This window comes from Phyllobacterium trifolii (genome assembly GCF_014192095.1).
GTDB classification, from domain to species: Bacteria; Pseudomonadota; Alphaproteobacteria; order Rhizobiales; family Rhizobiaceae; genus Phyllobacterium; species Phyllobacterium trifolii.
Genome location: NZ_JACHXN010000028.1, coordinates 1 through 13,825, shown reverse-complemented (window position 1 = coordinate 13,825; position 13,825 = coordinate 1). Strand labels below are relative to the sequence as shown.

The window sequence follows — 13,825 nt, the reverse complement described above, 5'->3', positions numbered from 1 at the left end:
TCATGCGTGCCGCGAAAATAGGCTTATCGTTAATTGATGAATTTTAAGGCTTATCTGAGCAAGGTGCTTTCGAGATGAACGGTGCGGATGTCATAGCAGAAATTCTCAAGCGGGAAGGGGTGGAATACCTTACATGCTTTCCACATAGCGAGATTATCGATTCCGCTTCCGCGGTGGGAATCCGGCCGATCCTTGCCCGTACCGAACGTGGCGCCGTCCATATCGCTGACGGCTATGCCCGGATGGAGAACGGCCGCAAGATGGTGGCAACGACCATGCAGTACGGGCCCGGCGTGGAGAATGCGTTCGGGGCGGTAGCGCAGGCCTTCGGCGACAATGTGCCGGTGTTGTGTCTGCCGACGGGATATCAAAGAGCCCAGCAAGGGGTTTTGCCAAATTTTCAGGCTTCGACAAGCTTTGCACCCGTCACGAAATCGTCAGTTCTCGTCAACTCGACTGCGCGCATTGCCCAAATCATGCAGCATGCGTTTCTCCAGCTTCGTAACGGCAAGGCCGGTCCGGTCTTGATTGAAACGCCGACCGACCTGCTCGTCGAAACCGTGGAGCCGGGTGCTGACAATTATATAAGTGTGGCCCGCTCCGCCCCGCATGCCGATCCTGCCGAGATCGCGATACTTTCCGATTATATTTCAAAGGCTCGCAGCCCCGTTATTCTGGCAGGGCAGGGCATTTTCTACGCGGATGCCTGTGCGGAATTGCTAGCGCTGGCTGAGATGCTTCAGATTCCGGTGATGACAACGCTCAACGGTAAGAGCGCATTTCCCGAAAATCACGCGCTTGCGCTGGGAACCGCAGCATCCGCCCATCCCTGGACGGTGGATCATTTTCTGCTCAAGTCGGATCTCATCATCGGGCTGGGCACGAGTTTCACCAAGTCGGACTATCTGGCGCCTATCCCGGACGGAAAGACGCTGATCCAGATCGTCAACAACGAAGGCGACCTTGGCAAGGACTATCCGATCTCCCTGGGTGTCGTTGGCGATGCCAAGGCGGTTATCGGCCAACTGATCTCGCACTTGGCGCATCTGTTGCAGGACCGGCAAAGCGGCAGCGCTTCGATCGTTTCAGAAATCCGTCAGGTCCGCGACGCCTTCTTCGAGGCCTGGATGCCGCTTCTCACCTCGGGTGAGGAACCGATCAATCCCTACCGCGTCGTGTGGGAGCTCGACAAGCTGGTCGACAAGACGACGACTGTCGTGACCCACGATGCCGGAAGCCCGCGCGACCAGATATTGCCTTTCTACGAGGCGATCGTTCCCCACGGTTATGTCGGCTGGGGAAAGACGACGCAGCTTGGCCTTGGCATGCCGCTGATGATGGGGGCAAAACTTGCCCGTCCGGACTGGCTCTGCATCAATGTGATGGGAGACGCCGCCTTCGGAATGATCGGCATGGAATTTGAAACCGCTGTCCGGTGCAATTTGCCGATCATGACCATCGTTCTCAAGAACAGTGTCATGGGCGGATACACGCGCTACCTGCCGATCGCATCCGACAAGCATGACATCCACGTCCTTTCCGGCGACTACGCAGCCGTCGCGAGGGCGCTGGGCGGCTATGCCGAAGAAGTCAGCGACCCGAATGCGCTGAGAAACGCGATGGTCCGGTGCATCGAACAGGCCATGGCGGGACGCCCCGCCCTCCTTCAGGTGATCACGGGCGAGGAAACACGCTTCGCAAAGGGACAACTGGGCATTGCGCCCTCCGGATACAGGCAGTGAATTGCATTTCAAGGCGGGAGGTCGAGGTCGGCTGCAGAGGATAAAAACCCACGGCGGGCTCAGGAAAATGATGACCAAATAAAGGGGATCAATGAGCATGTTGAAAGAAATAGACCGTTGCCGCTCTTTAACCGGGATCGACCGCCGCAGATTTCTTGCTGGCAGCGCCAGCCTCGGAATTGCCGCCGCTGTGGTGGCGTCGACAGGGGCCGCTTTCGCACAGGAAACACCAAAATCGGGTGGCAACCTCAGAATTGCGATCCTTGGAGGCGGTTCGGCCGATACCCTTGACGCCAACTCCAATGTGACCCAGCCGGACACTGCCCGCGTTCTTGGCCTCTACGAACCCTTGCGCAGCGTTCGCAAAGGCGGAGTATTCGAAAACGTGCTGGCCGAGTCGATGGAGGCCAATGCGGACGCTACGGAATGGACCATCCGGCTGCGCCCCGATGTCCTGTTCCACAATGGAAAGAAGCTGCAGGCCGAGGATGTGGCCTTCACGTTCAGGCGCGTCACCGATCCGGCCGCGCCGCTCGTCGGAGCGCCGGGCCTGGCTCCGATGGATCGCGATGGCCTCAAGATCGTCGACGACCTCACGCTTCGCGTTCCCATGAAGACGCCATATGCAATCTTCGATGAAGTCGTGGCGGACGACATCAATCTCGGCATCGTGCCCGTTGGATATGATCCGCAAAAGCCCGTCGGAACGGGCGCCTTCAAGTTCGAAAGCTTTTCGCCGGGCCAGCAGAGCGTCTTTATGCGCTTCGACGACTACTGGGGTGAAAAAGCCTACCTCGACAGCGTGACGATCATCGATTCCTTTGCCAGCGACAATGCCGCCTTCTACGCGCTGCAGGGCGGAGAAATAGACGCCTTTGCCGCGACCCCGCTTGCATTGGCCAAACAGGTGCAAGAGGGCGGGCCGATCAAGATCCTTGCATCCGAGGTCGGTCAGTGGACCCCCTTCACGATGCGGGTGGACCAGCCGCCTTTCGACAATCCGGACGTGCGCAAGGCAATGCGACTGGTCGTCGACCGCGAACAGATCATCAAGATCGCGATGAGCGGATTTGCGGCACCCGGCAATGACGTGTTCTCACGTTGGGATGGCGCACCGGACAGGTTCAAACGTGAACGCGATATCGAGCAAGCCAAAGAGCTCCTGAAAAAAGCCGGGCAGGAAAATCTGACCGTCGATCTCGTCACGGCCGATATCGCCAACGGCGTCGTGACTTCCGCACAGATCTATGCCCGTCAGGCAAAGGATGCCGGCATCACCGTGAACGTGAAGCAGGTCACGCCGGAGGTCTTCTTCGGCGAGCAGTATCTGAAATGGCCGTTCGCCCAGAGCTTCTGGACGTTGAAGCCCTACCTGCCACAGGTGGCCCTCTGTTTGCTGCCAAACTCGCCCTATAACGAGACCCACTGGAGCGATCCAGCCTACATCAAGCTCTACGGGGAGGCGATAGCAACAATCGATCCGCTCAAGCGCGCCGACCTGATCAGCCAGTTGCAGATCGCCGATTTCGAACAGGGCGGGTATATTATTCCATCCCACAACCGTATCATCGACCTCGTCGCATCCAACGTCAACGGCTTGAGCCCAGGTGCGTTGCTTGCCTTGGGCGACTACAATTATCGGAAGATCTGGTTGAGCTAGTGCAGCGGCGGAGACCTTGGCGCCTCCGCCAGCTCCCGCGGGATTTGATATGCTGAAATTTACTTCCGCAATTTCACCTCTGATGACGCTGATCTGTCGGCGCATCGCGTTCGGCGCGTTGACACTGCTGATTCTGTCAATGCTCGTCTTCTTTGCGACGGAAATCCTGCCCGGCGACGCTGCTCGTGTCGTCCTCGGACGGGCGGCGAATGAAACGGCCCTTCAGGCCTTGCGCGAGCAGTTGCACCTCGATGAGCCCGTTGCCGCTCGTTATTGGCACTGGCTCGTCAACATTTGTACCGGTGATTTCGGCACCTCGCTGGTCAACGGACGACCGATCGCCGAACTTGTCGCATCGCGGCTGATGAATTCCGCCGTCCTCCTGGTGCTGACCACGGGCCTGACGATCCCGCTTGCCGTGGGACTAGGGGTTTTTGCTGCCCTTCGCCGCGGACGGCGCTCGGACAGCTTCCTGTCTGTCGCAGCCCTGGTCGTCGCGTCTCTTCCGGAATTCGTTATCGGTATCGGGTTGATCATCGTTTTCGCGACGGTCGTTGTCCAATGGCTGCCGCCCGTCTCGATGGTGCCGCCGGGAACATCGGTTTTTGCCCGGCCGCTGGTTCTGGTGCTGCCAACCCTCACGCTTGGGCTCGTCAGCTTTCCATATATATTCCGCATGATCCGGGCGACCATGATCGACGTCCTGGAGAGCGACTATATGGAAATGGCGACCCTGAAGGGCCTTCCCCGCTGGCGGATGACCTTTGTTCACGCGCTGCCCAATGCGGTCGCGCCCGCTATCCAGGTGGTCGCACTCATGCTTGCCTATCTCGCTGGAGGTACGGTGATGATCGAATACGTATTTGGGTATGCCGGGCTGGGGCAGGGGCTGATGAACGCGATCCAGTCCCGGGACATGCCGGTGATTCAGGTCATCGTCCTGCTGCTAGCAGCTTTCTACGTCCTGGTGAACCTTGCTGCGGACATCGTCACGATCCTGGTTACGCCGAAGCTGAGGACGGGCACATGGTGATCGGCGTAAAGTTCATGGCAGACCCCAAGATCGACAAAACCGCGCCTCTCACGCATGCGATAAAGGTCGCGCCGGCCCGCAGATCCCGAACCATATGGTCTGCAAGTGCGGTATGGGGCCTGATCCTGTTTTTTTCCGTCCTGATGCTGGTGATCTTCGGTCCCTTTCTGACACCCCATTCGCCCATCGATTTCATCGGTGCGCCATTCGAACCCCCGTCATCCTATGCTTTGCTCGGAACCGACACCGTCGGCCGCGACGTTCTCTCCCGTGTGTTGAGCGGCGGCAGCGTCATTCTTGGATTGTCCGCCATTGCAAGCATGCTCGGCGTTGCGCTCGGCGGGTTGCTCGGCATCTTCGCCGGCTATGCCCGTGGTCTGGTCGACGATGGGATCATGCGTTTGCTCGACGTGTTGCTTGCCTTTCCCCAGACTATTCTGGTGCTTCTGTTCGTCAGCGTTCTCGGGTCGAACTTCTGGTTGATTGCGCTGCTTGTCGCGGCCATTCATATGCCGCAGGTGGCACGTGTCATCCGCGCTTCTGCGCTGCGTGTTGCCCGGGAGGACTTCGTCGTCTTTGCGCACGGTATCGGCACATCGCCGATCCGGATCATCGTCCAGGAGATCCTTCCGAACGTGGCAAGTCCCCTTCTTGTGGAATTCGGCCTGCGGTTCACCTACTCAATCGCACTGATTGCCGGCCTGAGTTTCCTCGGTCTCGCGCAGGAGCCGCCGGCCGCGAACTGGGGGTTGATGGTCAACGAGAACCGGATCGGGCTCATGCAGAACCCGTGGCCGGTCCTGGCGCCGATCATCCTGATTGCGCTTCTCACCGTCGGCCTCAATCTTCTCACGGACGCCTATGCCCGCCATGCCGGCAAAGTGAATGCTGGACGGTCGAGCGCCGTCGACCTGGATGAGGACGATCTCTGATGCAGCTTATCGATCCTTGCGATGAGACGAGAACGGTGTCCGTCAAAAACCTTCGCGTCGAAACCACGGACAATCTCAAACAGCTTGTGGAGGACGTGTCCCTCGAACTCCTGCCAGGAGAAATTCTCGGCGTGGTCGGCGAATCCGGTTCCGGCAAGACGACCCTTGGCCTTGCGCTTCTCGGGCATTGCCGCAGAGGCCTTCGCATCGGCGCCGGAACCATTCGCGTCGGCGGAGAGCTCCTGTCGGATAAGGGGCCGTCCGAGCTTCAGCGCCTCCGGGGGCGCCTTGTCTGCTACGTCCCGCAAGATCCCGCCACCGCCCTCAATCCGGCGCTTCGGATAAGAACACAGCTCGCCGAATGCCTGGATAAAAACGGGTCCGGCCGCAACATCTCTCTGGAGGATCTTCTCGAAGACGTCATGCTTCCATCGGGGGCAGGCTTTCTCCACGCCTTCCCCCACCAGCTCTCCGGCGGTCAATTGCAGCGCGTTGCCATCGCAATGGCCTTTGCGGCCCGGCCGCGTCTGATTGTCATGGATGAGCCGACCACCGGGCTGGACGTCTCGACACAGTCGCATGTCCTGAAGACCGTGCGGCGGCTCTGCGAAAGTCACAGGGTCGCAGCGGTCTATGTCAGCCACGATATTGCCGTGGTCGCCTCTATCGCCAACCGCACGGCAGTGGTCTATGCCGGTCGCATCGTGGAGATGGGGCCGACAGCGAGCGTCCTGTTCGATCCTTCCCATCCCTACACGCGCGCGCTGATCCGCGCCGTTCCCGACATTGACAGCACGGCGACCGTCTCGGGGCTGGCGGGGCAGGCGCCGGACGGGGGCGCCGACCTGAAGCGCTGTTCTTTTGTCCCGCGTTGCGCGCTTGCCGTCCCGGCCTGTCGAGCGACGGTTCCACCAGCGGTTCCGGTCCGCCCGGGGCATGAGGTGCGATGCCTTCGGGCAGCAGATCGCGAACACATCCATGAGCGCTCGAGGCTTTTGCCCGAAGAAACGGGATCAAGATCAAATACGCTGCTCGACGTGCGGCAACTCACGGCTTCGCATGGCAACGCAAAAATCCTCCACGACATCACCTTCAAGATTCGGGCGGGCGAATGCGTCGGCGTGGTGGGGACCTCAGGTTCCGGGAAGACGACGCTCGCCCGCTCTCTTGCCGGTTTGCACGAGGACGCCAGGGGCCAGGTCATCTATCGCGATTCCGAACTGGTTTCAGGAACACGCAACCGCGATGCCGATGCGCGACGCAGCATACAGTACATATTCCAGAGCCCTTACGGCTCGCTCAATCCGCGCCGCTCGATCGGTGCCTCCGTAGCGACGGCACTTTCCCAGTTAACCACGGTTCCGGCGGCCGAGCGCAGGGCAAGGGTATTGAAGGCTTTCGATCAGGTGGCGCTTCCGGCGTCGGCTATCGATCGCTTTCCGCATGAACTGTCGGGCGGTCAGCGCCAGAGGGCGGCGATCGCCAGGGCTCTGATCGTCGATCCGGATTTCCTCATCTGCGACGAAATCACCTCCGCGCTGGATGTCTCGGTCCAGGCCCGCATCATGGAACTGCTGGGCGAGTTACAGCGTGAACATGGTCTGACCATGCTCTTTGTGTCGCATAATCTCGCCGTCGTGAGAAGCATCGCCCAGCGTGTGCTGGTTATGCAGCATGGCCGGATTGTCGAAAGCGGATTGACGGAAGCGGTGCTGACAAATCCGAGTGCGGCGGTCACGCGGCAGTTATTGCAGGATGCGCCGCGGTTTTCCTGCGCACGATCCGCCGAGTATCTGGAGGAGCACGATGTTGTTTGATACCTGCATTCGCAACGGCACTGTTGTATCGGCAGCGGAATCCTTCCGCGCGGATGTCGGCATTCTCGGTGGCCGCGTCGTCTCTGTCGGCTGCGACCTCGGACCTGCCGCGCGCGAGATTGATGCACTCGGCCTTCTGGTGATGCCGGGCGGGATAGACGCCCATTGTCACATCGAGGAACCGGCCTATCAGGGCGCGGTGCTTGCCGATGATTTTGCCTCTGCAACGCGCGCGGCCGCCTGCGGCGGAACGACAACGATCATCCCTTTCGTCAATCGGCTGACAAATGCAAGCCTGCGGGCGTCGGCCGAAGACTATACCGCGCGCGCCGATGCCCGCGCCTGCATCGACTATGCCTTCCACATCATTCTTGACCAGGGCTCGCTACCGTATCTTGAGCAGGAACTGCCGAAACTGATGCAGGAAGGCTACCTGTCGGTGAAGGTCTTCATGAACTATCCAGGCTATATGCTGGGCGACGACAGCATCCTCAAGGTCATGGACATAACGCGCCGTCACGGCGGCGTTACCCTTGTCCATGCCGAAAACGGCCACTGCGTCCACTGGTTGGCCAACAGCCTCGACCCTGCGAAGAAAAGCCGGATATCCAGCTTTGCCTGCACGTCGCCAACGGCCGTGGAGCGCGAGGCGACGCACAGGGCGCTGACACTTGCGCAGATCAGCGGCGCGCGGACCCTTCTCGTGCATGTCTCGGCAGCGGAGGCGGCCGAGCAAATTCGCTGGGCGCGGGGACGAGGCATTCCGATCCTTGCAGAGACATGCCCGCAATATCTTGTCGGGACCATCAACGACCTTGACACGCCCGGATGGGAAGCGGCGAAATTCCTGTGTTCACCGCCGCTGCGTTCGCAAGCAGATGTCGATGCGATCTGGGGCGATTTGGCAAACGGTGTCTTCCAGATTGTCTCGTCCGATCACTGCCCCTATCGGTTCGAAGGCACCAGCGGCAAGCGCGCCGGCGGCGATCTCGACTTCACTCATATACCGCCGGGCTTGCCCGGTCTTGAAACCCGGCTGGTTCTCCTTTTCAGCGAAGGGGTTTCCACGGGAAGGATCACGCCCGAACAGTTCGTGGCCATGACCGCGACCAATCCGGCACGGATTTACGGGCTTCTGCCGCACAAGGGCACGGTCATGCCCGGCGCGGATGCCGATATCGTCCTGTGGGATCCAAAGGCCACCACAGTCATCAGACATGCGGATCTGCATGACGATTGCGACTACACGCCCTATGAAGGTCGTGTAGTCACCGGCTTGCCGGTCATGACTTTCTCACGCGGGGAATGCCTCTGGAACCGCGGCAGGTTTGCCGCGACGCCGGGCCGCGGACGGCTCGCCGAGCGGACGCCGTCGCCATGAACGCGGGTATCAAGCGGACGGCAGGCCACACTATGCGGCAAGGGCCGGACGAGCGGCAATTCCGGACGATCGGACTTTATATCGCGCCCCAGTTCTCGATGATCAGCCTGATGTGCACCATCGAGCCCCTGCGCGTAGCAAATGAAATCCTTGGCAAGCCCTTGTTCAAATGGGAGCTGATTTCGAAAGACGTCGGGCGAGTACAGGCGGTCAACGGCCTCGATCTGATGGCGCATCGCGCGATATCGGACGATGACAGTTTCGACGCGGTTGCGGTCTGTGCGAGCTACGATTTGCCGAACGCCTGCGACCCTCGGGTCCTTGCCTGGCTTCGCCGGATGGCACGTCGCGGCGTAAGGACCGGAGCCATCGATACGGGTAGCTATCTACTTGCGAAAGCGGGTCTCCTCAACGGCTACAGATGCACCATCCATTGGCAGAACCTCGAAAGTTTTCGGGCCGAGTTTCCAGAGATCCAGGCAACGTCGAACCTGTATGAAATCGACCGAAATCGCTTCTCCTGCAGCGGAGCGACCGCCGCTCTGGACATGATGCTGCATCTCATCGCACTCGAACACGGCACGGACCTGACGATGCAGGTCTCCGAGCAACTGATTTATGCGCGTCTTCGCCAGGAGCACAACAGCCAGCGCAGCGCGGTCGCCCATCGGCTGCAGATCAACGACGCCAAGCTTTGTGTGGCGCTATCGGCGATGGAGCAGCAGATCGAAAGCCCGCTGATTATTGCCGACGTGGCGCGTCTGGCAGGGGTGACGGTCCGGCAGCTCGAACGCTTGTTCGGCGAAAATCTCGGATGCTCGCCTGCTCGATATTATGCAGATCTCAGGCTAAACCGCGCCCGCACCCTTCTCCACCAGACGAGCCTTCCTGTCATCGATGTGGCCGCAGTTTGTGGTTTTCCAAGTTATGCGCACTTCTCCCGATCCTACAGAAGGCTTTTCGGGCATCCTCCGACTGCCGAGCGGCGAAGAGGCCATCTCGAGGGTCGGGCATGACCTCGCCGCGCACCGACCGAAGCGGCAATGTCTGCCGCTTCGGCCATTCCCGCCTGATGGCGTCAGAACGTGCCCGGATAGCTTCCACCGTCCAGAAAGATGTTCTGGCGGGTGATGTAGCCCGCGTCCATGCCGCAGAGAAAAGCGCAGACCGCGCCGAGTTCATGCGGCTCGCCGAAGCGTCCCGAGCTTTCGCCGGATTTCCACTCTGCCAGGACATCATCGACCGACTGGCCCTCTTGACGCGCGTCGTTCGCGTTGTCGCGAAGACGATCGGTGCCGAAGGAGCCGGGAAGGATGTTGTTGATGGTGACGTTGTGGCGGGAAACGTCGCGGGCGATACCGGCGGCAAATCCCGTCAGACCGCTGCGGGCGCCGTTCGAAAGACCGAGCGAACCGATGGGTGCCTTGACGGAGATCGAGGTGATGTTGACGATGCGTCCGAAACGGCGATCGATCATGCCGTCGATGGTCGCTTTGATCAGTTCGATAGGCGCCAGCATGTTCGTGTCCAGCGCCGAGAGCCACTGTTCCCGCGTGAAATTGCGAAAATCCCCCGTCGGCGGGCCTCCGGCATTGTTCACCAGAATATCCGGCTGGGGGCAGGCCGCCAGAAGGCGCTGACGTCCCTCCTCGGTAGAGACATCCGCAACGACCGGCTTCACCGCAACGCCGGTTGCACTCCGGATTTTGTCTGCCGTGCGCTCCAACGTCGCTGCGGTTACCCCGTTGATCACGACGTTTACACCCTCCTGAGCCAGCGCCATGGCGCATCCCTTTCCCAGTCCACGGCTGGATGCGCAGACAATTGCCCAACGGCCTTCAATACCAAGTTTCATCTTGCAAACTCCAATGAAAGAAGTCCTATGTATAATTTAGGGAAAACCATCGTGTCAACATGAATATATGGGATAAATAAAGAAATGAACCAAGGTAAATTCAGAGATATAGTTGGATATGGGCGAAATAAACCAGATCCGAAATGGCCGAATAGTGCCATACTGGCCATAAACTTTGTTCTCAACATCGAAGAGGGCTCAGAATACAGTATAGGTGATGGGGATGGTTTCTCCGAAGCAACGCTCACGGAGTTCGACACATCGTATGTGCCGCATGGCGAGCGAGATCTCGCGGCGGAATCGATGTTCGAATACGGCAGCCGTGCAGGCGTTTGGCGGGTACTCGACCTGTTCGAAGAACGAGGGCTGCCTCTGACCCTCAACGCCTGCGCGATGGCCGTGGAACGTCACGGCGAACTTGCTGCGGTAATACGGGAGAAGAACTACGACATCTGCTGCCATGGCTGGCGTTGGGTGGACCATTTTCTTCTGCCCCGGCACACCGAGCAGCAGCACATTCTGAAGGCGATCGAAAGCCTCACCCGAAGCATCGGCACACGGCCTCTTGGATGGTGTTGCCGGACGGGGCCAAGCGTCAGCACACGCGATCTTCTTATCGAAACAGGCGGCTTTCTCTATGACAGCGATGCCTACAACGACGACCTGCCGTATTGGGTCGACGTCTGCGGGACAGACCACCTCGTCATTCCCTACACGCACGCCCACAACGACTCGAAATATGCGCCCGGGCCGTTTGCCACCAGCGCCGACTACGAGACATGGCATCGCGACGCGTTCGACTGGCTTTATCGAGAGGGCGCGCACTCTCCAAAAATGATGTCGGTGGGTCTTCATGCCCGGATGATCGGTCATCCGGCGCGAATGGCCGGACTTGCACGTTTTCTCGATCACATCAGCCGACACGACGGTGTCTGGGTCTGCGAAAGGATCGAGATTGCCAGGCATTGGCATCAGCACCATCGGCCACACGAATAAACCTCACACCACAGAAATCAAAGAATGGAAGGAAAATAAGATGAAACCTGTCAACTCGCCCGATACCGAAGAACGCCAGTTGCGGATCGACCTTGCCGCCGCGTTTCGCCTGGCTGCGGATTTCAACTGGCACGAATCCGTCGGCAACCATTTCAGCGTGACGATCTCGCCGGGGAGCCGAAAGTTTCTGATGAACCCGCGCTGGATGCATTTTTCTCGCATCAGTGCCAATGATCTGCTTTTGCTCGACGCTGACGACAATATCGTCATGGAAGGCAGTTCGCCGCCGGATCCCTCAGCGTGGGCGATCCACAGCCGTCTTCATGCCAGGCTGCCCCACGTGCGTTGCCTCCTTCATCTCCACCCGCCCTACAGCACCGCACTCGCCTCGTTGGCAGATCCGGAACTAAAGCCGATCGATCAGAATACGGCCCGGTTCTACAATCGCATTGCTATCGATACCTCTTACGGCGGCATAGCCGACGATCGCGAGGAAGGCGAGCGCCTTGCCGACGTGTTGGGGAATGGCAGCATTATGCTGATGGGCAACCATGGCGTACTGGTCGCGGGGGAAAGCATCGCGCAGGCGTTCGACGATCTGTATTTTCTCGAACGCGCCGCGCAAACGATGATACTTGCCTATTCGACCGGGCAACCGCTCAACATCATGGTCCCGGAACTGGCCGAGCGCACCGCCCGGGATTGGGAGAACTATAAGGGCATGCCCGTCGCCCATCTGGAGGAACTGAAACTGATCCTCGACGGGCGGGACCCCTCCTACGCGATGTAGGGCCGGTGAAGGGGCTTGATTACTCCCCGATAGCTGCGGCACCTGAGCAAATGCCAGGGTAGGCAAGTCAACAAGAAGTGTCATTGCTGTCCAAGCACGCATCCAAGCCTAACTGGTTGCGTATCGCTTGAAAGCGAACGGGATGGGCGCGAAGGCTGTGGGGAGGCACTGCGGGCAGTAAATCCTGCGCGCCTACCAAGGGTGGACGATGATGGGTGTTGTTGCATCGGTCGAAGTGATGGCGCAAATCGGTCTTTGACGTCGGCTTATGTTGCGGCCCGTTTAACGCGGACGTACTTCGGGCGTGCCCGTGACATCATGCGGTTGAGGACCTCACATGCGAGCGTTGTTTCCGTCTGCTGATTAGCAAATTGGCGTGCCCGACGACGATTTCCGATAAGCGACTTACAACGCCCGATCTCGGTCTCAACCAGTGACCGCTTGCCGTATCCGGTTCTAGTCTGCCACGCTATGCGTCCGCCTTGTGATGGCCGCAATGTGAGCATCCCGCTGGCTGGGTCGGTCGTGATCGTCTTTTTCACTTAAGTTCGAACGATGAATGCCGTATGCCCCCGCGTTCGAAGCCGAATTTTTCGTATATATTGTCGTATGATGCGGGTGAAGAAGAGCCTGTTGCCAGACTCATCGAGGTGAAATCTACTATCGCCTCTCCGCTTCGGTTTTTCGTTACGAGAAATGAGTGGGATACGTGTCAGAACATGGGTGTCGCCTATCGGTTCCACGTCTGGGATTTGAGTGGCGGGCTTTGAAAATGAATCGCCTCACCACGCGGAGCGAGCGGCGCAACCTTTGCCATGACAGACGGCGGGCAGATCTCGTCCTTGTCTGTTACCGGCATCAGAAGTTTCGACTTGATGCGCCTTGCCTGCCGGATTAGGCGGTAAACGGAATGCAAGGATAAACCGGGCGGCAATGAGGTTGCGCCATGGCGACGGCACGTCGATCATCGCCAAGCAGCCGGCTTCGGCACCCGGCGCAGTCATGGGCGCGAGTTCACCCGGTTCTGCAGCCAATTTGATGTAGTAGGGTCGCCGCCAAAGACAGTCGCCTACCTGATCGATCAGGCCGCAAGCATCCAACGAAGCGCGAGAACGGGTGGCGCCTTGACGGCTGCCGCCAGTCCGTCGACGACGGCGCACTGCGCGATGACCGCAGCGAGATCGGGACGGCTGGCTCCAACCACCAAAGCGTGACCTCCGCCAATTGCCGCCCGCGCGAATGCGCATGATCTCGCTTGTCGTAGAAACCGGTATCGAGGCGCTCACCCACCGCGCGGTCATCGAAACACCAGACTGGCTTGTCACGGGCGAATTTGAGAGAAGCGCCGCTTGTGCGTGAGCCTAACTTTAACCAGGCATTCGCCACTTGATATCTGGCCGTTCATGTTCTGCAGCACATCCGCAAGGCAGAAGAAGCAGGAGAAGGGGAACGGGTTTTTAGGACGGCGGGTCGGCTGCGATAAGTCAGACCTGGGTCAGGCCGCCATCGACACAAAGATCGATGCCCGTGATAAAACTGGAATCGTCCGAGGCCAGGAAAAGCGCAGCGGTCGCGATTTCGCGCGGACGGCCAAAGCGTCCCAACGGCACCATCGCGGT

13 protein-coding genes and 1 pseudogene are annotated in these 13,825 nt (G+C 59.5%); 10 read left to right on the top strand and 4 right to left on the bottom strand.

From position 1 onward, the window contains the following. The first annotated feature begins 74 nt into the window (after positions 1 to 74). The 7 genes from FHS21_RS26760 to FHS21_RS26730 all read left to right on the top strand — a co-directional run bounded on the left by FHS21_RS26760 (position 75) and on the right by FHS21_RS26730 (position 9,581). The gene (locus tag FHS21_RS26760; RefSeq protein ID WP_183664888.1) at positions 75 to 1,742 is read left to right on the top strand and encodes a thiamine pyrophosphate-requiring protein; all 1,668 of its coding nucleotides are present in this window, start codon (positions 75 to 77) and stop codon (positions 1,740 to 1,742) included. 97 nt (positions 1,743 to 1,839) lie between these two features. Beyond that, on the top strand, positions 1,840 to 3,402 hold the full coding sequence (locus FHS21_RS26755) for an ABC transporter substrate-binding protein (RefSeq protein ID WP_183664886.1): 1,563 nt from the start codon (positions 1,840 to 1,842) through the stop codon (positions 3,400 to 3,402). A gap of 49 nt (positions 3,403 to 3,451) precedes the next feature. After that, positions 3,452 to 4,435 carry an ABC transporter permease gene (locus tag FHS21_RS26750; RefSeq protein WP_210283643.1) on the top strand — a complete coding sequence of 328 codons (984 nt, stop codon included), beginning with the start codon at positions 3,452 to 3,454 and terminating at the stop codon, positions 4,433 to 4,435. Next, positions 4,429 to 5,367: an ABC transporter permease gene (locus tag FHS21_RS26745; RefSeq protein WP_210283642.1), complete on the top strand. Its 939-nt coding sequence runs from the start codon at positions 4,429 to 4,431 to the stop codon at positions 5,365 to 5,367. The genes FHS21_RS26750 and FHS21_RS26745 overlap by 7 nt, the downstream gene beginning before the upstream one ends. Beyond that, a complete protein-coding gene (locus FHS21_RS26740) occupies positions 5,367 to 7,184 on the top strand; it encodes an ABC transporter ATP-binding protein (protein ID WP_183664884.1) in 1,818 nt (605 codons plus the stop codon). Before FHS21_RS26745 ends, FHS21_RS26740 begins: the two co-directional genes overlap by 1 nt. Beyond that, positions 7,174 to 8,565: a dihydropyrimidinase gene (hydA, locus tag FHS21_RS26735; RefSeq protein WP_183664882.1), complete on the top strand. Its 1,392-nt coding sequence runs from the start codon at positions 7,174 to 7,176 to the stop codon at positions 8,563 to 8,565. Before FHS21_RS26740 ends, hydA begins: the two co-directional genes overlap by 11 nt. After that, the gene (locus FHS21_RS26730; protein ID WP_183664880.1) at positions 8,562 to 9,581 is read left to right on the top strand and encodes a GlxA family transcriptional regulator; all 1,020 of its coding nucleotides are present in this window, start codon (positions 8,562 to 8,564) and stop codon (positions 9,579 to 9,581) included. Before hydA ends, FHS21_RS26730 begins: the two co-directional genes overlap by 4 nt. A gap of 62 nt (positions 9,582 to 9,643) precedes the next feature. On the opposite strand, the gene FHS21_RS26725 is transcribed toward FHS21_RS26730, so the two are convergent. Beyond that, positions 9,644 to 10,420 (bottom strand): SDR family oxidoreductase, encoded by a 777-nt coding sequence (locus FHS21_RS26725; protein WP_183664878.1) that lies wholly within the window; start codon positions 10,418 to 10,420, stop codon positions 9,644 to 9,646. A gap of 84 nt (positions 10,421 to 10,504) precedes the next feature. On the opposite strand from FHS21_RS26725, the gene FHS21_RS26720 reads away from it, so the two are divergent. Then, positions 10,505 to 11,416, top strand: coding sequence for an allantoinase PuuE (locus FHS21_RS26720; protein WP_183664876.1), 912 nt, complete (start codon positions 10,505 to 10,507; stop codon positions 11,414 to 11,416). Positions 11,417 to 11,456: 40 nt separating this feature from the next. After that, positions 11,457 to 12,206 carry a class II aldolase/adducin family protein gene (locus FHS21_RS26715; protein ID WP_183664874.1) on the top strand — a complete coding sequence of 250 codons (750 nt, stop codon included), beginning with the start codon at positions 11,457 to 11,459 and terminating at the stop codon, positions 12,204 to 12,206. Positions 12,207 to 12,472: 266 nt separating this feature from the next. On the opposite strand, the pseudogene FHS21_RS30980 reads toward FHS21_RS26715, so the two are convergent. Next, positions 12,473 to 12,761, bottom strand: a pseudogene (locus FHS21_RS30980) (IS5/IS1182 family transposase); the annotation flags it as partial. Between the two features lie 11 nt (positions 12,762 to 12,772). Here FHS21_RS30980 and FHS21_RS31685 point away from each other — a divergent pair. Further along, the gene (locus FHS21_RS31685) at positions 12,773 to 12,976 is read left to right on the top strand and encodes a protein NO VEIN domain-containing protein (RefSeq protein ID WP_183664872.1); all 204 of its coding nucleotides are present in this window, start codon (positions 12,773 to 12,775) and stop codon (positions 12,974 to 12,976) included. Positions 12,977 to 13,287: 311 nt separating this feature from the next. Here the strand turns inward: FHS21_RS31685 and FHS21_RS31270 are convergent, their stop codons facing one another. Both FHS21_RS31270 and FHS21_RS26705 read right to left on the bottom strand, forming a co-directional pair. Next, a complete protein-coding gene (locus tag FHS21_RS31270; protein ID WP_281386163.1) occupies positions 13,288 to 13,413 on the bottom strand; it encodes a hypothetical protein in 126 nt (41 codons plus the stop codon). 277 nt (positions 13,414 to 13,690) lie between these two features. Beyond that, positions 13,691 to 13,825 (bottom strand): SDR family oxidoreductase (locus FHS21_RS26705; RefSeq protein ID WP_183664870.1); only part of this gene is annotated, 135 nt, incomplete at its 5' end.

Coding starts and splice junctions, on each gene's coding strand:
- FHS21_RS31685 (WP_183664872.1), top strand. CDS start 12,773: ATGCCCCCGCGTTCGAAGCCGAATTTTTCGTATATATTGTCGTATGAT.
- hydA (WP_183664882.1), top strand. CDS start 7,174: ATGTTGTTTGATACCTGCATTCGCAACGGCACTGTTGTATCGGCAGCG.
- FHS21_RS26740 (WP_183664884.1), top strand. CDS start 5,367: ATGCAGCTTATCGATCCTTGCGATGAGACGAGAACGGTGTCCGTCAAA.
- FHS21_RS26730 (WP_183664880.1), top strand. CDS start 8,562: ATGAACGCGGGTATCAAGCGGACGGCAGGCCACACTATGCGGCAAGGG.
- FHS21_RS26760 (WP_183664888.1), top strand. CDS start 75: ATGAACGGTGCGGATGTCATAGCAGAAATTCTCAAGCGGGAAGGGGTG.
- FHS21_RS26715 (WP_183664874.1), top strand. CDS start 11,457: ATGAAACCTGTCAACTCGCCCGATACCGAAGAACGCCAGTTGCGGATC.
- FHS21_RS26755 (WP_183664886.1), top strand. CDS start 1,840: ATGTTGAAAGAAATAGACCGTTGCCGCTCTTTAACCGGGATCGACCGC.
- FHS21_RS26720 (WP_183664876.1), top strand. CDS start 10,505: ATGAACCAAGGTAAATTCAGAGATATAGTTGGATATGGGCGAAATAAA.
- FHS21_RS26725 (WP_183664878.1), bottom strand. CDS start 10,420: ATGAAACTTGGTATTGAAGGCCGTTGGGCAATTGTCTGCGCATCCAGC.
- FHS21_RS26750 (WP_210283643.1), top strand. CDS start 3,452: ATGCTGAAATTTACTTCCGCAATTTCACCTCTGATGACGCTGATCTGT.
- FHS21_RS26745 (WP_210283642.1), top strand. CDS start 4,429: ATGGTGATCGGCGTAAAGTTCATGGCAGACCCCAAGATCGACAAAACC.